The 19504-nt window shown below is 54.6% G+C and carries 15 protein-coding genes; 11 read left to right on the forward strand and 4 right to left on the reverse strand.

The window, feature by feature from the left end:
• Window position 1 precedes the first annotated feature (1 nt).
• The 7 genes from LY284_RS29315 to LY284_RS29345 all read left to right on the forward strand — a co-directional run bounded on the left by LY284_RS29315 (window position 2) and on the right by LY284_RS29345 (window position 10440).
• Window positions 2-325 (forward strand): 2Fe-2S iron-sulfur cluster-binding protein, encoded by a 324-nt coding sequence (locus LY284_RS29315; protein ID WP_008348707.1) that lies wholly within the window; start codon window positions 2-4, stop codon window positions 323-325.
• A 4-nt stretch (window positions 326-329) separates the two neighbouring features.
• Window positions 330-1586 (forward strand): NAD(P)/FAD-dependent oxidoreductase, encoded by a 1257-nt coding sequence (locus tag LY284_RS29320; protein ID WP_008348706.1) that lies wholly within the window; start codon window positions 330-332, stop codon window positions 1584-1586.
• A complete protein-coding gene (locus tag LY284_RS29325) occupies window positions 1586-2374 on the forward strand; it encodes a gamma-glutamyl-gamma-aminobutyrate hydrolase family protein (protein WP_035473617.1) in 789 nt (262 codons plus the stop codon). Before LY284_RS29320 ends, LY284_RS29325 begins: the two co-directional genes overlap by 1 nt.
• Entirely contained in the window at window positions 2371-3345 is a 975-nt protein-coding gene (locus tag LY284_RS29330) for a LysR substrate-binding domain-containing protein (RefSeq protein WP_035473615.1), read from the forward strand. The genes LY284_RS29325 and LY284_RS29330 overlap by 4 nt, the downstream gene beginning before the upstream one ends.
• A 682-nt stretch (window positions 3346-4027) precedes the next feature.
• The gene (locus tag LY284_RS29335) at window positions 4028-5395 is read left to right on the forward strand and encodes an MFS transporter (RefSeq protein WP_008348696.1); all 1368 of its coding nucleotides are present in this window, start codon (window positions 4028-4030) and stop codon (window positions 5393-5395) included.
• 320 nt (window positions 5396-5715) lie between these two features.
• Window positions 5716-6870: a porin gene (locus LY284_RS29340; protein ID WP_008348695.1), complete on the forward strand. Its 1155-nt coding sequence runs from the start codon at window positions 5716-5718 to the stop codon at window positions 6868-6870.
• Window positions 6871-7866: 996 nt separating this feature from the next.
• A complete protein-coding gene (locus tag LY284_RS29345) occupies window positions 7867-10440 on the forward strand; it encodes a hypothetical protein (RefSeq protein ID WP_008348694.1) in 2574 nt (857 codons plus the stop codon).
• A gap of 317 nt (window positions 10441-10757) precedes the next feature.
• Here the strand turns inward: LY284_RS29345 and LY284_RS29350 are convergent, their stop codons facing one another.
• From LY284_RS29350 to sdhC, 4 genes are read right to left on the reverse strand one after another with little or no spacing between them, the layout of a single operon-like run.
• Window positions 10758-11459, reverse strand: coding sequence for a succinate dehydrogenase iron-sulfur subunit (locus LY284_RS29350; protein WP_008348693.1), 702 nt, complete (start codon window positions 11457-11459; stop codon window positions 10758-10760).
• Between the two features lie 18 nt (window positions 11460-11477).
• Window positions 11478-13253 carry a succinate dehydrogenase flavoprotein subunit gene (sdhA, locus tag LY284_RS29355; RefSeq protein ID WP_008348691.1) on the reverse strand — a complete coding sequence of 592 codons (1776 nt, stop codon included), beginning with the start codon at window positions 13251-13253 and terminating at the stop codon, window positions 11478-11480.
• Between the two features lie 5 nt (window positions 13254-13258).
• The gene (gene sdhD / locus LY284_RS29360) at window positions 13259-13627 is read right to left on the reverse strand and encodes a succinate dehydrogenase, hydrophobic membrane anchor protein (protein ID WP_008348689.1); all 369 of its coding nucleotides are present in this window, start codon (window positions 13625-13627) and stop codon (window positions 13259-13261) included.
• Between the two features lie 4 nt (window positions 13628-13631).
• Window positions 13632-14042, reverse strand: a complete 411-nt coding sequence (gene sdhC / locus LY284_RS29365; protein ID WP_035473608.1) for a succinate dehydrogenase, cytochrome b556 subunit — start codon at window positions 14040-14042, stop codon at window positions 13632-13634.
• Window positions 14043-15097: 1055 nt separating this feature from the next.
• Between sdhC and LY284_RS29370 the strand changes: the two genes are divergently transcribed.
• The 4 genes from LY284_RS29370 (at window position 15098) to LY284_RS29385 (ending at window position 19401) form a co-directional block, all read left to right on the forward strand.
• The gene (locus LY284_RS29370) at window positions 15098-15697 is read left to right on the forward strand and encodes an isoprenylcysteine carboxylmethyltransferase family protein (protein ID WP_083909439.1); all 600 of its coding nucleotides are present in this window, start codon (window positions 15098-15100) and stop codon (window positions 15695-15697) included.
• Between the two features lie 720 nt (window positions 15698-16417).
• On the forward strand, window positions 16418-16801 hold the full coding sequence (locus LY284_RS29375) for a DUF3331 domain-containing protein (protein ID WP_008348685.1): 384 nt from the start codon (window positions 16418-16420) through the stop codon (window positions 16799-16801).
• A gap of 86 nt (window positions 16802-16887) precedes the next feature.
• Window positions 16888-17646: a S9 family peptidase gene (locus tag LY284_RS29380; protein ID WP_008348683.1), complete on the forward strand. Its 759-nt coding sequence runs from the start codon at window positions 16888-16890 to the stop codon at window positions 17644-17646.
• A 303-nt stretch (window positions 17647-17949) separates the two neighbouring features.
• A complete protein-coding gene (locus tag LY284_RS29385) occupies window positions 17950-19401 on the forward strand; it encodes an FUSC family protein (protein WP_255724905.1) in 1452 nt (483 codons plus the stop codon).
• Window positions 19402-19504 lie beyond the last annotated feature (103 nt).

Consider the following 19504-nt stretch of genomic DNA (forward strand, 5'->3'; position numbering starts at 1 on the left):
AATGCCAATCGTCACATACATCCTGCGCGACGGTACGCCACGCGAAGTCGACGTCAAACCTGGCACCAGTGTGATGGAGGCGGCGATCCAGAACGACGTGCGCGGCATTGACGCAGAGTGCGGCGGTTGCCTGTCGTGCGCGACCTGTCACGTCTATGTCGAGCCGACCTCGACTGCGCAGTTGCCTCCTCCCGATGACTTGGAGGTGGAATTGCTCGATGGGGTCGCTGCTCAGCGTCGTCCCGAGAGCAGGCTGAGCTGCCAGATTATTGTCGAGCCAGCCACCGCCGGCCTGGTCGTCCGTATTCCAGACAAGCAAGGTTGATCCTATGAACGAACAACTTCTGATCATCGGAGCCTCCTATGCGGGGCTGCAACTTGCAGCGTCAGCGCGCGAATTGGGATTCGAAGGGAGGATCGACTTGCTCGGAGACGAGTCCTACGCTCCTTATCAACGACCGCCTCTGTCGAAGGGCTATTTGAGCGGCGCGTTCACCAGTGAGCGGCTCCCGCTTAAGTCGAACGCCTTTTTCGAAGATCAAAGAATCGACTTGACGCGCGGCGCACGCGTGACGGCTATCGACCGGGGCTCAAAGACGGTCGAACTCAACGACGGCTCGCGCCGAGGCTACGATTTCCTAGGCATAGCGACCGGCGCGCGGCCACGCATGCTCAACTGTCCCGGAGCGGCTCACGAGGCGGTTTTGTATCTCCGTAACCTGGACGACGCGTCTCGGCTCGTGGCCCGTATGCAAGATACCCAGTCAGCAGTCGTTGTCGGCGGTGGATACATCGGTCTCGAAGTCGCCGCGTCGCTTCGTCAGAAGGGCATTGACGTCACGGTAATAGAGGCCCAGAAAAATCTGCTTGCACGAGTCGCCTCTGCATCACTTGCTTCTTTCGTCGAAGGTTTGCACTCTGAAAAGGGCGTCTCGATTCAGCTTGGTCGCACTATTTCCGAGATCAGGGACGACCACGGCCGCGCACGGGTCACCCTGAACGACGGTACGACGCTCACCGCTGATCTCGTAGTCGTCGGCATCGGTGTCGAGCCGAATACCGAGCTGGCGCAGGGGTGTGGACTCGAGGTCCAGGGTGGAATTCTGGTCGACTCATTCACCCGTACGAGTGATTCGTCGATTGTTGCAGTGGGTGATTGTGCCGCATTCGTTCCGTACTGGGATCTGCAAGAAGGACGTCCTTGTCGCATCGAATCGGTACAGAACGCAAACGATATGGCGAAGGCCGCCGCTGCATTTATCGTCGGGAAGCCCCATCCCTACCATTCGGTGCCCTGGTTTTGGTCCGACCAGTACGACGTGAAGCTGCAGATGGCTGGAATCAGTAGCGGCCACACTGATTTTGCAATCTCCGGCTCAGTATCGGACGCCAAGTTCTCGCTGTTCTACTTCCGCGATGGCAAACTCTGCGCCGTAGACAGCGTCAACAGTCCTCAAGACCATATGATGGCTCGTAAGATGCTCGCACAGGGGGCCGAGCTTGGAGTGAAACATGTCGAGCATCCGGGCTTCAGTCTGAAGGAGTATGCGAAGAGCCATCCGCATGACGGCGCAGGGGCAATCTGATGCGAGAAGTTGTTAAAAGAAGACCGATTGTCGGGGTTGTCTGCGATCGTTTCATGGCGGACAGTCATGATGTCCACGGTTCGAAGCATAGCTACCTGAGAGCATTGATTTCGATATCAGCAGTCGACCCCGTTCTTGTCCCTGCAACGGAGCTAATGGTTTCAACCGACGGGTATCTCGATATTTTGGATGGGCTCTTGTTTCCCGGTGGCGCTTCCGATGTCGATCCGGCGCGTTACGGCGGTCTTTCCGCTAGCCAATCGCTCATTGATCGAGACCGAGATCATGTCGCCTTGCACCTTTTTCAAGGAGCAGCACGGCGCTCCATGCCGTTTCTTGCGATCTGCCGTGGTTGTCAGGAGATGAACGTTGCCTTCGGTGGCACCCTGTTCGAAGACATTCGACTATATGGCTACTCGGAGGTCCATCTCGAGAAAGCCGACGAAGACATCCCGACCCGGTACCGGTACAAACACGACGTCTCCCTGGCAACCGGAGGCATTCTCAGTCGTTTGGCAGGAAGTGACCATGCGCACGTGAATTCGCTTCATCGTCAGGGGATTGCGAAAATTGCCCCGCCGTTATTCGTTGAGGCTATGTCGCCTGACGGATTGGTGGAAGCCTGCAGTCTGCCGGGTAATCACTTTGCGCTCGGCGTGCAGTGGCACCCCGAAGTTTTGACAGGAACTGACCGAGTCTCAAAGGCACTTTTTGAAGCACTCGGCGATAGTTGCCGACACTACTCTCATGAGAAAAAGCAAGGTTCGGTTGGAGGGGACAAGGAATGAGTCTCGACCGAATGGACCTCAATCTGCTTCGTGTGTTCGATGCTGTCTATGAGGATAGGAACCTTGTTCTCGCTGGAAAGCGATTGAATCTTAGCCAATCTGCGATAAGCCACGCGCTAGGGAGGATGCGACAGGTCGTAGGTGACGATCTGTTTGTTCGCACAGGGCAAGGCATGGTGCCGACCGTGCGCGCAACAAAAATGGCAGGTCAAGTTCGAGGAGCGCTGGCGCAAATCCGCGCAGCACTTGGCGTTGACCTGTTTGTTCCCGCCGAAGCACGTCGAAAGTTTGTTGTCGCAGCGAACGATTACATCACCTCCCTGCTTGTGGGGCGACTAAGCCAGCGACTAAGCGCCGAAGCACCGATGGTCGACCTAGTTGTGCGTCCATCAACCCGCCTGGACTTGGCTGGCCAAATTGATGTTGGTCGGATCGATATCGCCATCGGGATCTTCTCGGACATTCCTTCACGATTTCAATCGATGAAGCTCTGGCAACAGACTGATGTCCTTTTGTTGCACCGAAATCATCCCGCTGCGGACCGCGAGCTTAGCAAAGAGGACCTTCTACGGTATCCGCTTGTCGTGGTCTCGCTGGGTGGGGAGGAAGAGGGCGCGGTAGGCGGCTTCATTCTTGAACGTGGCTTGGCTCGACAATCTGAGATGTTCGATAGGCGAGCGCTTGAAAGAGGCTACTCAGGCGAAGATGAGGTACCGCGCGTCCGTGTGTCGGTTGCCCATTCCCTCGCGATGCCAGCGCTTCTCTCGTACAGCGAAATGATCGCGGTTTTGCCATCCTCGTTAGCCCGAGAACTTGAACGTTTTGGCGAGTTGAAGATTCATCAGATGCCGTACGACTGTCCCGACGTTGATGTTACTGCCGTTTGGCACGAGCGTAACGACTCTGACCCAGGAATGGTCTGGTTAAGGCAACAGCTCACGGATGTAGCTCGTCAGGTTCGAGGTCGATAGCGTTGCACATTACCTAATATTGCGACGCAATGGGCCGTGCGATGACGAGGTCTGATCGAACTGCCCAGGCGATGTCCATCAGCGCCTTGTAGAGTGTGCCATCGGCAGAATGGAGTGTCGCCAAGTCGCTAGCTAAAATCAATTGCCCCAAGCGGTACAGTGGTTCAATGCGGCTCCAATGCTATCTGCCTTTTCGCTTGACCACGACCAATTGACGCAATTTTCGACTCCCAAGAAGCATATAAAGGGGAAGCGTTCAACTGCGCCATCCCGATTGAGGAAGCCCGTCGCTTCACCAATACCGCCTGTCGCCTGAGCTTCGGTGGTAAGTTAGTAAGCTGCTTCATAAAACTCGAAGTCTGTGTGGCAATGCATAAGCAAGATGCTCAAATTTCAACTGTCTCCTTAAAGGCAGGGGTGAAGTGCAATTGAAGTCAACGTCGCGCAAAATTGGAGTTCTTCGTTGATATTGCACGCAATTCGTTGGTCCTCGAAGAGTGTCGAGATACGCCCCTGCAATTGAGCAGTGCTTCACCCGGTTGTTGCAAAGAATAGCCAACTCTAAGCTCTGCGCATCAAAAGACCTTTGATGCAAAAGGGCGAATCAAACTAAGCGAATTTAGCGAATGAAGGTTTTCGCAGCACCGCTGCGTTGATCTGCATACCTGAATGTGAGGATCATATGGAAGAGACGAGCACAATGGATGTTCAAGACTTGCTTAATAGCAGCCGTTTTTCACCGTTTCAATGGCTAATCTTTGCGATGTGTTTTCTCATCGTGTTGATGGACGGGTTCGACACGGCAGCGATCGGTTTTATCGCTCCGTCGCTTGTGACAGAGTGGCATTTGAGTAAGGCTGCTTTGGCTCCCGTTTTAAGCGCTGCACTTTTCGGTTTGGCAGCAGGCGCGCTGATTTCAGGACCTGTCGCCGATGCTTGGGGGCGCCGCATGGTCCTTGTTATTGCTGTACTTCTGTTTGGCGGGGCAGCTTTGGCGTCAGCGTTTGCCAATAATCTAAGTGAGCTCACCGCTCTTCGCTTCGTGACGGGCGTGGGGCTCGGCGCGGCAATGCCAAATGCTTGCACGGTGATGAGCGAGTTTTGTCCGGAACGCAGGCGCGCTACGATCGTAAATTTGATGTTTTGCGGTTTTCCGCTCGGAGCGGCGTTTGGAGGCTTCCTGGCGGCATGGATGATTCCATTGTTTGGCTGGCGAGGTGTCTTGATCTTCGGTGGTGCAGTTCCTCTCGTCCTCGCTGTTGCGCTGCTCGCTTTTATGCCTGAGTCAATCCGATTTCTAGTGTCAAAGAGAGTTTCAGCCGAACGTATTCGATCGATCCTGGTACGTATCAATTCCAACGCGGCAAGCGCTACATCTTTCACCATGGCCGAGGCTGCAAAGTCAGACCAAAAGGGAGGGGTCGCCACGGTCCTGTCTAAGAAGCATATCTTTGGTTCCGTAATGCTTTGGGTTTGTTATTTCATGGGACTGGTCATTTTCTATGGACTCGTCAACTGGATGCCGCTCCTCTTCAGAGATGCGGGCCTCAATCCGCATCAGGCAGCGATGATCTCGGCGCTTTTTCCGCTTGGTGGTGTAGGAACTGTTTTGTGCGGAATGTTGATGGACCGCTTCGACGCCGACCGCGTCGTCGCGACTTGTTTTGCTTTGGGTGCGATTAGCGTGTATGCGGTAGGTCACGCATTAGGGGGGCAGACAGCGATGTTGATGCTCGCGGTACTTGTGGCGGGGTTGTTGGTGAACACTAGCCTTGCATCCATGCCATCGCTCGCGGCAGCGTTCTACCCGACTTCCGGGCGCGGCACCGGTGTCGCCTGGATGCTGGGCGTCGGGCGATTTGGCGGCATTGCCGGCTCGTTTCTTGTTGCTGAACTATCGCGCCACCAATTTACTCTTGCAGGCATTTTTACAGTCGTTGCCATTGCGGGTTTAATCGCATCTGGCGCGCTTGTAGCGAAACGTGCGATCTCGGGACGGCTTGGTGCGAACGATGATACGTCGAACGAGGGCAAGTATCTTGCGCACTGAATGCCACGAGCATTGCTGAATTGGTGATCTATAGCCATGCCGTAGCTTCATTCGGAGCGAGGGATTCTCGAAACTAAGCATTCCGCTCTCTCGGAAAGAAGTTTAGGAGTTTTTTGCGCATTGGACTGAAACGTCCGGCGCCGCTAGGACCCTTCGCTGTCTGCATCCTGCGCGCGCATCTTTTCCTCGATTCGCTCTCAAAAATCCTCTTTGGAGAAGGCTCTGCGCGCCTCGGTTGCGCGATGGGGGTGGTGTCCGATCTCGGCCCGCTTTCCCTGTTCTTTTATATATAAATCAAACAAGTCGGTTTAGGAGATAGTATGAAGAAGGCTTTAATTTCATTCTTGGCACTTGAAGTCTTCAGTGTCTCTGCATTTGCGCAGAGCAGTGTCACTCTATATGGCATTGTGGATACCGGTGTGGAGTTTGTTTCACATGCTAATCCCGCGGGTAACTATGTGGTTCGAATGCCCGGTATTTCTGGGGAATACCCGTCACGTTGGGGTATTCAAGGCAAGGAGGAGCTAGGTGGCGGCCTATCTACCATCTTCACGCTTGAGAGTGGATTCAACTTGCGTGGAGGGGATATGGGTCAAGGCGGCAGGTTGTTTGGACGGCAGGCTTTCGTCGGCTTGCAGGGAAACTGGGGGGCGCTAACCTTTGGCCGCCAGTACACCATGACTTACTGGGTGCTCACCGACGCCGATATGCTTGGTCCCGACATTCATGGGATAGGAGCGCTTGATTCGTATCTTCCTAACGCGCGGAGTGACAACACCGTCGCATATCGCGGAACCTTTTACGGCTTGACTGTTGGCGCAACCTATTCGTTCGGGCGCGACAGTGCTGGCACAGGCAATTCCCCCGGGCAAGGTACTTGTGCCGGCGAGGTACCAGGAGACGTGAATCAATGTAGACAGTGGAGCGCGATGCTCAAGTATGACAGCGCGAACTTCGGTCTAGCAACAGCGTACGATGAGCAAAGGGGCGGCACAAACGCCGCCGCAAACTTTTTCGACGGTCTTACACCTTTCCCAATTGCGACGAGCAACGCCAAGGACAGTCGGATTCAGGCAAATGGCTACGTTCGCTTATGGGGCGTCAAACTTGGCGGTGGTTGGATTGGTCGACGCGTCGAGCCTGACACAACAATTGCAAGCGTTCGGTCGAATCTCTTTTATTTAGGTGCGCAGTATGCCGTCACCCCTTCGCTCATCATTGACGGGGAGGCTTATCGGGACATCGTGCAACAGCAAGACGCGCGGGCAACGATGACGACAATCCGCGCGACTTATCTGCTGTCTAAGCGGACTGCTGTGTATGCGAAGGCCGCATATCTGTGGAACAGCGAACGCGCGCGCTTTTCAGTAAGCGCCGGAGGTGGCGGTACGACCCCGGCCCCTGGTATTGGTCAGCTTGGCGCTATGGTGGGCATTCGGCAGAGTTTTGAGCGATCCCACATTCTGTGCGTCTAGCGACGATTCGCGGGACGCGGTTTCATCTGGGGGAACGTCTCAGCGCAACAGCTGTTGCTGGCCATTCGTGACGTAGAGAGGGGAACCAGCCCTGTTCGGCGCCGACGCAACCTGATTTTCGGGTTGCGTCGGACGTACATGAATTCGCTTCGGACCAAGTTTTCGGTTGAATGAAGATCTGATGATCAAGTTGCGTCTGCACAAATCTCAAGCCAATCTCCTCTCGAACTGAGCAGACGGCGAAGCGCACGGGCCTGTCAGTGCTTGACTCGACTCAGTCGACGCCATCCTTACGCTTTTCCGGTCGTGTTGCTTGCCCGATACGATGTCCCTCCCGATGGGTGTATTGGACTCCCTTCTAACGGGGGTTTTAGCGACTCGAGGAAAGTCCTAAGGTTTGAGCACGCGCCGAAATTTCCGATGCATCGTCCGACTCTTGCGAGCACCCATCGGAGTCAAATTGTCGAGCGCACTCGCGCATCGCTCAAAGCATCGCGCGTCCTCGCTACTCTGCGAAGAAGCCGTTTGACTAACGTCAAGTTTGTCTGACGCGGCCCTGCGTTTGGATGCATGCAAACCGATGTCGCAATTGATTTTCGCCCGCCGTGAAGGCTTGGCAGTCGGCATGCATCAGTCTCGCCAACCTCATTATCGAGCGAGCCCTACCATGTCCAAACATCTCCTAACTGCCGTGGTCGCATCAGGCTCCGCTGGCGCGACGTTCTGCCAACGATCGTACACCTTCATTTCGAGCGCATCGCCCTCTTGAAGCGCCGATAGGCATTTCGCCATCGCCGGGCGGATCTGCAGGGACATCCGCGTAAGGGACAAGGCCCTCATTTATGTTTTGGGCAGAACGAGCCTGCGTCGATCCTTTTTCAGCTTTCGAATCCATGAATAGCTCTATTCCGGAATGGTAGTCGCTTCACATAACTGCATAGGCCCAGTCGAAAAAAATCCAACTCTTCCGGAGAGATCGTTAACACGAGGAAAACCATGAAGCCGACCTGGATAGTGAGACTTTTCGCAGTGGTAATGCCGTGGCTCTTTCTGGGACTTAAACGGTCGATGATTCCCAGCACGTCTTGCGTGGTACTAGCTGTGTTTTTTTATGCTGTGCCGCAGAGCCGGGAAGTTCTTCACGGCTTGATTGAGGCTGACTTCAATACCCATCAAGAGGTGCATCGCTCATTGCTGAGCATCGTGAATGCAACGGCTTTGCTGTCCTATTTCCTAACGTCGATACTACTTGCTCTTTCAATATGGTATTCGGCGCGACTCTTATGTACGGTGCAGTTTAGATTGATTTCACCGGCCGCGTGGACAAGACCTGGTGGCAGGTATGCGGGCCGTCAGATCAGGTACGCCGTGACGTGGCTGCCGCGTGCTCTGGGCGTCGCCTCGCTGGCCGCGTCAATGGGTGCGCTAATCTTTGCTAACTACGTGCATCTAAACCACTATCCGGGCAGAGTTGTCATTGCAATCGTCGGACTGGGACTCATAGCTCCGATGCTGGTTGCAGCGGTTACCCTTAAACGCTTTCTGGATGGGCCGTCATCTTGGCAGGTATACGCCGTGACGCCCGCTGTGCTGCTTTACTTAGTGTCGGTAATTTGTTTTGCTGCGGCTGATGGCCCGCGTAAAGTCTTTGTGGTCAGTGTGATCGCAGCGCTTCTCCCAGCCTGCTTGCTGGCAGTGTTAGTTCTCAGACGCGTCGCAATCAATGGACGTGGCAAGGGCACCCTTGTCAAAACTCGCGACGTGCCTCTGCGTCGAGTACTTGGACGCGTCGGCGTGCTCACGCTCGCCGGGTTCATTGCGCTAGGCTTCCTTGCGCTTTCGCCAAGCGGGATAGCGCGCAGCATCGGTTCGGCATCCGCTATCATCGGTTCCCTCGCTGCGCTCGTGATGTTCCTGACGGGCCTGCAACTCGCGCTGAGTTGGGCCACGCAATGCGTCCCTGGCTTTACGACAGCTGTTGTTTTACTCCTGATCGTTCCCATCGGCATGGTAGCCAAGCGGAACATCGGCAGAGAAGCGTTCGAGCAGCAAGCGCTTCGCCGAATGCCACATGAAAGTACGCGTGGCCCGGCGAGCGAAGTTCCAGTATGGGGGTCGAAGGCTACGGCGGCCGGCCGAGAATCCAACGGAAAGAGCTTGGACGCTCGCGATAATCCGCGCGTTTTCCCATCATTGCCGTTGCGCCAAGCGGCCATCGAGATCCATCCTCGCTTGTACATTACAGCGTCCGGCGGCGGCGTGCGAGCTGCAATCTTTACCGCTCAGTTGCTCGCATTGGCTGACGACGCGTCCTGTGGAATGTTCGGGGAGCACATTGCTGCGACCAGCAGTGTGTCCGGCGGTAGTCTCGGCATAGCGGCTTATCTCGTGACACGGCAGGAACTCGTGCAGCATGCCTGGCAAACCAATCGAAAAATGTGGGACCACTGTACGCCTGGTGCCATGCCCACGGAAACGCCCCTGCTTGACGCGGTCAACCGTGCGCTGGTACAGGATCACTTGTCGGCGACAATCGTGCGAGGTGTCACGCTTGATCTCGTACCATTCGTGAAACCGGGGCGAGGCATGGCGCTACTCGACAGTTGGAACGATGCACTAAAAGTTTCAATCGTCCAGTCAGATCTTTATCGGCAAGAGAAGGAACCGACGATCGCGCGTGCCATCCTTCCATTTTTCAAGGACGACAAACCCGAAGCGCTCAACATGCCGTTGCGAGATTTAACCGGTAGCATGCAGATCCAGCCCACTGTCTATTTCAACGCAACCGATTCGGAACACGGCGGGATAGTTTGGTTCTCAAACAAGGTTGCGGACATGCCTGACTGCGAATATGGCTCCGTTCCGAATGCTTACAAGGATGATCCGACTTTGTGTGGTGCGCTTACTGTGGGGCAAGCAGTTCTACATAGTGCTCGTTTTCCGCTCATCACGCCGCCCGGAGCCTTCCCAGCAGAGGAAGAATTGGCGGTGTTAGTTGATGGCGGCTACGCAGATGATTCAGGTGGTCAAACGCTGCGCTATCAGGTCGGCGAAGACAAACTCCGGGACTCCGATTCGAGGCTATTGGAAATCGACGGGAACCCGCCCGAACACGGCAAATTCTGCGGACTGAGTTCTCATGAATCCGTCATTCCTGTCGCGGTCGAGGCGCTGCTGTTATCGCGCTCGGCACGCGCGAGCTTAGCCTCTCAGCAACTCATCGATATCGTTCCTCCTTGCAGTGCCGACGCCCAGAATTCAGGGCGATGCTCTCTCCAAGCTACATTGGATCTAGAGCAGGTTTTTAAGGTGACCAAACACGACAAGACTCAATGTGCACGCGTGCATCAAGCTCAGGTACCACCGCTTGGATGGTACACAGGGTCTCGCGCCGCTGCGCTAATCATGAAATCTGTGACGATGCAGGTTCCATCAATATGCCGTCTGGTCAATCTTGAATGCAGAAATCCTCCGCGCCTGGACTTGAACGAGGACGGCGACTCGGATGAGCCAGCTCTGCCTGTGCCTGTGGTATCGGTAAAACCTCCGGTGCCAATCGATCCAAACTGATGGAGAGTGAGAACGACGATCTTCGTGCGCGACCTGACTCGAAATTAGGTATCCGGATTTTCGTGCGGGAACAGCGTCACACGTAAGATTCCTTTCACCTTACCGAAACTGCCCACGCACAGAAGTACGAATTGGACTGTCTCGGGTCGGCAGTCCTACCCCAAGGCCTGCCGAATCGCTCAATGTGCCGGCGAACCAACGCAATAAGGAGTGCATCGCGCGTCGCCCGCCCGGTGCGCGCCGTCATGTAGTTCCCTCGTGAACATCCGCGCAGTATTTCGTGACATCTTAGCGTCGCTTACCGCAAAGCTTGATGTTCATACGGCACGCCGCACCATCAATTCCTTGATCTTGCCGATCGCCTTGGTCGGGTTGAGGCCCTTCGGGCATACGTCGACGCAATTCATGATCGTATGGCAACGGAACAGACGATATGGGTCTTCCAGGTTGTCCAGACGCTCGCCGGTCGCCTCATCACGGCTGTCCGCGATAAAGCGATAGGCTTGCAACAGGCCAGCCGGACCGACGAACTTGTCCGGATTCCACCAGAAGCTCGGGCACGACGTCGAGCAGCTCGCGCACAGAATGCACTCGTACAGGCCGTCGAGTTCGTCACGTTCCACCGGCGACTGAAGACGTTCCTTCTCCGGCGGCGGCGTTTCGTTGATCAGGTACGGTTTGATCGAGTGATACTGGTTGAAGAACTGCGTCATGTCGACGATCAGATCGCGCACGACCGGCAAACCCGGCAGCGGACGCAGCACGATCTTGTTCGGCAGCTCGTTCAGGTTCGTCAGGCACGCAAGGCCGTTCTTGCCGTTGATGTTCATTGCGTCCGAACCGCATACGCCTTCGCGGCACGAGCGGCGGAACGACAGCGTTTCATCGACTTCCTTCAGCTTGACGAGCGCGTCGAGCAGCATGCGCTCATGCGTCAGGTCGAGTTCGTACGACTGCATGCGGGGCGCTGCGTCCTTGTCCGGGTCGTAGCGATAGACTTCAAAGATTCTCTTTGCCATTTCGATATTCCTTGTGCCTTAGAAGGTACGCGCCTTCGGCGGCACCGATTCAACCGTCAGCGGCTTCATTTGCACCGGCTTGTATTCGAGGCGGTTGCCTTCGCTGAACCACAGCGTGTGGCGCATCCAGTTCTCGTCATCGCGATGCTCGTAGTCGCTCTGCGCATGCGCGCCGCGGCTTTCCTTGCGCGCCTCTGCCGAAACCATCGTCGCGCGCGCGACTTCGATCAGGTTCGCCAGTTCGAGCGCTTCCACCTTGGCGGTGTTGAACACCTTCGACTTGTCCTTCAGATGCACGTGCTTCGCGCGCTCCGCCAGTTCCGCGATCTGCCCGACGCCTTCTTCCAGCAGCGCCGAGGTGCGGAACACGCCGGCGTGCTTCTGCATGGTTCCACGGATGTCGTTCGCGATGTTCTGCGTGTACTCGCCCGACGTGGACTTTTCCAGCACTGCGAGACGTTCCATGGCGAAGTCGGCGGCATCGGCCGGCAGCGGCTTGTGCTCTTTCAGTTCCTTCGCATGCTTGATGATGTGGTTGCCGGCCGCACGGCCGAACACCACGAGGTCGAGCAGCGAGTTCGTGCCGAGACGGTTCGCACCGTGCACCGACACGCACGAGCATTCGCCCACGGCATAGAAACCATTGACCGGATCGTTGTAGCCCTTCGCCGTGCCGACCACCTGGCCGTGCATGTTCGTCGGGATACCGCCCATCTGATAGTGGATGGTCGGCACGACCGGAATCGGCTCTTTGATGCAGTCCACGTTGGCGAACTTCAGCGCGATTTCGCGGATCGACGGCAGACGCTTCATGATCGTCTCGGCGCCGATATGCGACAGGTCCAGCAAGACGTGATCCTTGTTCGGACCCACGCCACGGCCTTCCTTGATTTCCTGGTCCATCGAACGCGAAACGAAGTCGCGCGGCGCCAGATCCTTCAGCGTCGGCGCATACCGTTCCATGAAGCGGTCGCCGTTGGAGTTACGCAGAATGCCGCCTTCGCCGCGCACGCCTTCGGTAATCAGCACGCCCGCGCCGGCCACGCCGGTCGGGTGGAACTGCCAGAACTCCATGTCCTGCAGCGCGATACCTGAGCGTGCCGCCATGCCCAGACCGTCGCCCGTGTTGATGAACGCATTGGTCGATGCCGCGAAGATCCGGCCCGCGCCGCCCGTGGCGAACAGCGTGGTCTTGCCTTCAAGGATATAGACGTCGCCGGTTTCCATTTCCAGCGCGGTCACGCCGAGCACATCGCCGTCGGCGTCGCGGATCAGATCCAGCGCCATCCATTCGACGAAGAAGTGCGTCTTCGCTGCGACGTTCTGCTGATACAGCGTGTGCAGCAGCGCGTGGCCGGTACGGTCGGCGGCAGCGCAGGCGCGCTGAACCGGCTTCTCGCCGTAGTTGGCCGTGTGGCCGCCGAACGGACGCTGATAAATGGTGCCGTCAGGATTACGGTCGAACGGCATGCCCATGTGTTCGAGTTCGTAGACGGCGTTCGGCGCTTCACGGCACATGAATTCGATCGCGTCCTGGTCGCCGAGCCAGTCGGAACCCTTGATCGTGTCGTAGAAGTGATAGTGCCAGTTGTCTTCGCTCATATTGCCGAGCGATGCGCCGATACCGCCTTGCGCCGCGACCGTGTGCGAACGCGTCGGGAACACCTTCGACAGCACCGCGACGGACAGACCCGCACGCGCGAGCTGCAGCGACGCGCGCATGCCCGATCCGCCCGCACCGACGATAACCACGTCGAAACGGCGACGCGGCAGGGAAGTCTTGATTGCAGCCATGTTCTTTAAACTCTCCAGAGAATCTGTGCAGCGTAGCCGGCGCATCCGACGAGCCAGAGGATGGTCAATACCTGAAGCAACAGGCGGATGCCCATCGGCTTCACGTAGTCCATCCAGATGTCGCGAATGCCGACCCACGCGTGATAGAAGAGCGAGAGCAGGGCGACAAAGGTGGCGAGCTTCATCCACTGGGTCGCGAAGATGCCAGCCCAGCCTTCGTAGGAGAAGTTGTGCGCGGCGAAGAACCAGAAGAGAAGAACGAGCGTGTACACGGCCATCACGACTGCGGTGATGCGCTGGCCGAGCCAGTCTTTCAGGCCGTAGTGCGCGCCGACGACATGACGCTTCGGGCCGACTTTATTGTGGGTTGCCATGTTTTTAGAACACTCCGAAAAGCTTGAGGGCCATCGCGAGCGTCAGCAACAGCGAGACGACCAGCACGATGAGAGCGGTCTGCTTGCCGCCTTCCTTGTTCACTGCGACGTGCGTATCGAGCAAGAGAAAACGAATGCCCGCGCAGAAGTGATGCAGATACGCCCACGACAGCACGAGCGTAATGATTTTTACGATGGGGTTGGCCAGGAAGCCTTTGAAGGCGTCGAAACTAATTTCCGACGTGAGACTCTGATCGAGGAGATACAAAATGAACGGCAGCGAGACGAACAGCAGCAAACCGCTGATGCGATGCAGGATGGAGACCTTCCCTGCTAGCGGCAAGCGATAGTGCATTAACTGACCGATCTGAATATTTCGAAACTCCCGCTTCCTCTCCGTCACTGGGCTCTGCATTCGATTCTCCTTTCGTTAGCGTCGTTCATAGCCACATCGATCATACGAGTGGAGCAAGAAGTCTTACCTGACAAATTAGTAATTCTTATCAAGAAAAGTCGGGGTGGCATCGACGATCGTATCCGCTTCGTCAGTGCACATGGTTCATATTGCAAATGATCTGCTGCACGGCCCTGGCCGTGTATACTACGAAGAGTGAAAAATCAAAGGGCTGGTCTGATTCGAGTACAGCAATGACTCATTGAATCAGACGATCAGGAAGAGAGGAAGGCACTGACCAGCGATCGATTGATAGGCATCCGCAGCACGCAATATTCGCATTGTTTATCAGTGGCTGATGCGCATAGTTCTCGTCGAACATTGGGGGCATGACGGGCGAAACAGTCTGCATACCTTTGTCTCACTGTATTTTTCTCTCGGAGCGTTGCCGGTAGCCCGCACATAGCATCCATGCGCTATCTGTTATTTTTGTCCAACCCTTGCGTCAGGCACCACATAATTCTGAAGTCGCAATGCAAAAATTCGCGATTCTGTCACATTGAATATAAGCGAGTTCGGAGAGCAAAGATAGACATGTGCGTTCGGAAAAACAGAACGTTAAGTTCGTGATACGAGAAACCAATGCTCATCGGGCCGGCCGAGCCAAATCTATCGTGAGACATCTCGGCCAACGGCGTCATGTGTTTTCCGTCAGAAATCGCTGAATAGGGCATGCATGCGTGGTGTCCGGAAATTATGTCGGTTAACCAAGAAATCCCGGCGTGTCCCTAGACAGTTACGAGACGATCTCAATACAATTTGTGTCTGCACCTTGTCCAACCTCCCGTTCGATTCGTATCCGGCGCGACGCAGTGACTCAGAGCGCTGATGGACACATCGCGCTCAACGCCTTGAATTTGCACAGGCAGCGTAGGGCCCACCGGTCATCGTGATGCACTACATCAGTCACGGGACGCGTTCAGTAAAACAGAAAAGTCTTTGATGGCGCAAAGAGTTAAGAGGATCAACTGTTCTCCAGGCGTTTGTGATAATCAACCTAAAGGTTCTGCTTGAGCATGAGTCAACTCTGGCGATTTGTCCCGCTTCTACACGCTATTTTTTTTGTGATATTCGCCGTCGCAATGCGACTATTTTTCGCTGCAAAACGAGGTGGACGCATTCTGTCCTTCGCGCGAAGCCAATCACCCGAGGGCTATGTCGCAAGATGCTTTTATCTGTGGTTGCCACTTGTCGATGCGGCGTATTTAGTTCTGCACGTGCTTGCAAATGACGCATACGGAAGTTTTGAATTTAACAGCGGAGTTATATCGGTCCTAAGAAAAGTGGGCGCCGTTGCCCTTGTCATTTCGCTTTGTTGGGTGTTGAGCGCGCAGTCAGCAATGGGAGATTCGTGGCGAATGGGTATTGACGATACTCCTCAAAGAGAATTAATTTCTAGCGGCTTATTTAGGTTCTCGAGAAATCCGGTTTATCTCGGCATACGGTTTTCTCTGGTCGCTCAGGTACTTGTAATTCAGACTTGGCCAGTTGCTCTTATTGCGGTTTGCTGTGACTTACTTGCCCAAATTCAAGTCCGGTTCGAAGAAGACTACTTGAAGCGATGTTTTTCAAAAGAATTTGCCGATTATAGCTCTCGCGTGCGTCGTTGGCTTTAGACGTTGAAATGTTTCGGTGGGAGCCAGTACCTGTGGGACGACGTCGCGGCGTCGTACAGGCGTTTCCCGATATCGCCACGTATTTGCGACGATCTCTGTCTGTCAGAAGTCGTTGATTCGCTTCAAATCGTGATGCGACGGCGTACGCCACGCAGGTTTCGATAAACAGCGCTTGCCGTCATCAGCTGCAACACGATTCGTCAGAAAAAGGGCTATTGGAATATTCGAATCTGACGGAAATGCCATGTAGAAAACAACTTGAATTTGATTCAATTCAATTATGCAGAAACTACATTTGGCATCAAAACCCTTACTGCCTCTTACATAAAGCCTATAAGATCAAGCTCCTGTATCATTCCGTGGGAGTACACGATAGATTCACACCAACAAATGCAACAGAATGAGCGAATTATACTTTCGCTTTGATCTGTTCGACGATAAGTCCAACTTCCGACTGGCACAGCCTTTGGCTTGCCGAAAGAAACAAGAACCCTTAACTTGGTCTGGCAGTAGCGATTGGTGTTAAGTCTTCGGGGGAGAAAACTTCGGCATATTGAGCGGTCGTACTTAGTCTCTTATTTTTGTGGAAAGGTTAAAATACTTTTAGCAACGTTAATTGTCCCATTGATACTGTATCAACACCGCAAAAGGCTCTTTCATCGCTGTTAGACAGCTTAAAAGTAAATTCCGAGGTTTCGTCTAACGTTAGGAATTGAGAACATGAAACTGCAAACAAGCGAAGCATGGCAACATACCTTATTTGCAATCAGTGGAAAGACACTAGACAAGAACCGCTATCTTGAGGCGTGTGGTCGTAGAGGCCTATTAAGCCCGTCAAAGTTTCAAGATTGCCGCCCCGTAGTGACGATTCTTGATGCTCCTTCGCAAAAAACTTTGACTGTGTCTTGGCGCGACGCTTGCAGCGGAAACTTCGGCTATCAGACGTGGCGTCTCAAGATTGCACGCGCATCCGGAAGATGCGTGCTAACGGGGCAGTTGATAATGGCTGGAGAATTAATCTATGCGCCAAAATGTGGAAAGACGCCGCCGGCTAACGCTAGAGCCATGCTTTTAGCAAAACACGTTCATGAATTTATGCACTAGGGCAGTGATTTATGTAGCAGCCGGCATTTCAAATCAGTGGCGCTCATACTCGACTTTTTAATTAACATTACACGGTAGAACTTGGGATGCCAAGCGAGCGATTTGATTTTCTCGGAGCAGACGGGCAAAAATTGGCTGGACGCCTAGACCTGCCCACCGATGAGCCTCGCGCATATGCACTCTTTGCACATTGCTTCACGTGCGGAAAGGACGTATTCGCTGCGAGTCGAATAGCGCAAGCCTTAACTGATCATGGTATCGCAGTTTTACGCTTTGACTTCACGGGACTCGGGGCGAGTGAGGGAGAGTTTGCCAATACGAATTTCTCGTCAAATTGCAACGACCTCGTGTCAGCGGCAGGCCACCTTGAGGAGGTGGGGCGCGCGCCATCAATCCTCATTGGTCACAGTCTTGGAGGCGCTGCAGTTCTCGCTTCTGCTGGCTATATCGGAGTTGTCAGAGCTGTTGTGACGATAGCTGCGCCCAGCGATCCGTCGCATGTGATCGGGCTGTTTAAGTCGGACGTGCCGCGCATTGAGGCTGAAGGCGAAGCCGACGTCCAAATTGCAGGTCGTTCGTTTCGCATTGGAAAGCAGTTTCTGCAAGACGCTGCTGAGCACAATCTGTCGAAGAAAGTCGCGGGACTTAAGCGGCCCCTACTTGTCATGCATTCACCGCAGGACACGACAGTAGAGACTCGGAACGCTGCAACTATCTTTTCTGCAGCGAAACATCCGAAGAGCTTTGTGTCATTAGATGGATCGGATCATCTTCTGAGCAAACGACGTGATGCCGTTTATGCGGCAAGCATCATTTCAGCATGGAGCGCGCGATACATAGAGTAAGTTCAATAACCAACCCTAAAAATTTAGATAAACGATTTATTTTTTAATAGAAGCTACCATCCGCGTCGATGAAAGAACACGAAGCTTAGGCTCATCGGTGTTGAGTGGGCGTTTAATGCTAGTGCTGACGCCAAAGCTCGTCCGACCACGATACTGTAGAGAAAAAAAATGTCTCTTTCCTCTATTGTGCGGTCCATCGCCTTTGCGCGTGAGTTTTTTAGCGCGACTTTGGAAACAGAGGCACGGGTGTGGGTCCACATACTTAAGACCGTCGGTGCGGCATTGATTGCAATGGGCCTTTAGATGCGCTTAGAGCTCTCGTCACCTCGGACAGCCATGGTCACGGTTTTCATTGTGATGCAGCCCCAAACCGGAATGGTAATTGCCAAGAGCTTCTATCGCTTCATTGGGACGATCGTAGGTGCGATGGTTACTGTCGGATTGACGGCACTTTTTGGCCAATTTCCCGAGCTATTTCTCCTGTCCATCACACTGTGGATCTGTCTCTGCACTATCGGAGCGTCACTGAATCGAAGTTTTCGCGCCTATGGCTTCGTGTTATCGGGTTATACGACTGCGCTCATTGGCATACCAGCGCTAGCAAACCCTGACGGAGTGTTCATTTCGGCGATGACGCGCCTTTCCGAACTATCGATGGGAATCTTCTGTGCTGCAACAGTTAGCGCCTTGATTTTTCCTCAGCATGTCGCTGACACGCTGAAAGAAGTTGTACGTACCCGCTTTATACGTTTCTCGAAGCTTGTCGGTGACGTGTTAGGCGCTCAGGCAGTGCACGGTGCGCCAACAGAACTTCACGCGTTGTTTGCAGCGGATGTTGTTGGGCTCGAAGCGCTGAGTAGTGTCGCGGTGTTCGAGGATTTTGAGACAAAGTGGCGTGCGCGCCGGCTGTCGCAACTGAACACGGAATTCATGAATGTCACAACTCGAGTGCGCGCTCTACATCAGTGGCTGCTCAGATTGCGAGCGACCGAAGGGGGTGTCGTGGTGGATCTCATTGAGAGCTGCCTTCAAGAGATTCCGTCGCTACTGGTGACAGCAGAAGGTCAGCCCGTACGCAACGCCGCAGAAGCCAAATATGCCGCAGAGCAGTTGCTTGCGTTCAACGCGGCATTGCCCAGTCGGTTGGCCAACACTCGGTCAGCTATTGAAGAGTCGTCACTGACGATGCTCCCTGACTTCGATATTTCGGTTGAGTTGCTAGAGAGGCTCGTCGACGAGATGCACCGATACACCGAGGCCTACGCTTCACTAGCGGAAGACGCGTACGATGGGCCCGCTGCAACTGCACGGTTCGCGACCAAAACCAACCTATTGGCCGCGAGTGCGTCGGGGCTTCGCGCTGCCGCTGCACTATGTCTGAGTGCGATGATTTGGTACGTGACGGCCTGGCCTTCAGGCGCTGGAGCAGTAGTTAACACGGCAGTAAATAGTGCGCTCACTGGAACGATGCCCAATCCTGCCATGGCCTCTAGACAGATGTTATGGGGGACCGTTACAGCATGCGTATTGGCGCCTGCTGTTCTATTTTTTGTGTATCCGCTTATAGACGGTTACGCTCTGCTTTGCGCGGTTCTAATCCCTCCTTTGGCTCTTGGTGTGTATATCAGCACACGTCCCGGGGGAATGGGCTTTGGATTGGGGTACTGCATTTCTTTCTGTTTGCTCGCTGGCCCCGACAATCCAATGGTCTACGACGTCGAACGCACTTTGAACGACGCTCTAGCAGGCTGCTGAAGTACACCCGAGTTAAAGAGGCCCCGCTCCAATTACGCGACTCTCGTCGCAAGATTTTTCGCATTGTGCCGATTCAATGCGAATTTAACGTCCCTTCAAGCGT

Source organism: Caballeronia sp. PC1 (genome assembly GCF_021353155.1).
Classification (GTDB): domain Bacteria; phylum Pseudomonadota; class Gammaproteobacteria; order Burkholderiales; family Burkholderiaceae; genus Caballeronia; species Caballeronia cordobensis.

Excerpts from the sequence above, each read along its gene's own strand:
- sdhD (WP_008348689.1), bottom strand. The coding sequence starts at position 13,627 with ATGGCAACCCACAATAAAGTCGGCCCGAAGCGTCATGTCGTCGGCGCG.
- LY284_RS29315 (WP_008348707.1), top strand. The coding sequence starts at position 2 with ATGCCAATCGTCACATACATCCTGCGCGACGGTACGCCACGCGAAGTC.
- LY284_RS29330 (WP_035473615.1), top strand. The coding sequence starts at position 2,371 with ATGAGTCTCGACCGAATGGACCTCAATCTGCTTCGTGTGTTCGATGCT.
- LY284_RS29380 (WP_008348683.1), top strand. The coding sequence starts at position 16,888 with ATGCCAAGCGAGCGATTTGATTTTCTCGGAGCAGACGGGCAAAAATTG.
- LY284_RS29350 (WP_008348693.1), bottom strand. The coding sequence starts at position 11,459 with ATGGCAAAGAGAATCTTTGAAGTCTATCGCTACGACCCGGACAAGGAC.
- LY284_RS29345 (WP_008348694.1), top strand. The coding sequence starts at position 7,867 with ATGAAGCCGACCTGGATAGTGAGACTTTTCGCAGTGGTAATGCCGTGG.
- LY284_RS29385 (WP_255724905.1), top strand. The coding sequence starts at position 17,950 with ATGCGCTTAGAGCTCTCGTCACCTCGGACAGCCATGGTCACGGTTTTC.
- LY284_RS29340 (WP_008348695.1), top strand. The coding sequence starts at position 5,716 with ATGAAGAAGGCTTTAATTTCATTCTTGGCACTTGAAGTCTTCAGTGTC.
- LY284_RS29335 (WP_008348696.1), top strand. The coding sequence starts at position 4,028 with ATGGAAGAGACGAGCACAATGGATGTTCAAGACTTGCTTAATAGCAGC.
- sdhA (WP_008348691.1), bottom strand. The coding sequence starts at position 13,253 with ATGGCTGCAATCAAGACTTCCCTGCCGCGTCGCCGTTTCGACGTGGTT.
- LY284_RS29370 (WP_083909439.1), top strand. The coding sequence starts at position 15,098 with ATGAGTCAACTCTGGCGATTTGTCCCGCTTCTACACGCTATTTTTTTT.
- sdhC (WP_035473608.1), bottom strand. The coding sequence starts at position 14,042 with ATGCAGAGCCCAGTGACGGAGAGGAAGCGGGAGTTTCGAAATATTCAG.
- LY284_RS29320 (WP_008348706.1), top strand. The coding sequence starts at position 330 with ATGAACGAACAACTTCTGATCATCGGAGCCTCCTATGCGGGGCTGCAA.
- LY284_RS29325 (WP_035473617.1), top strand. The coding sequence starts at position 1,586 with ATGCGAGAAGTTGTTAAAAGAAGACCGATTGTCGGGGTTGTCTGCGAT.
- LY284_RS29375 (WP_008348685.1), top strand. The coding sequence starts at position 16,418 with ATGAAACTGCAAACAAGCGAAGCATGGCAACATACCTTATTTGCAATC.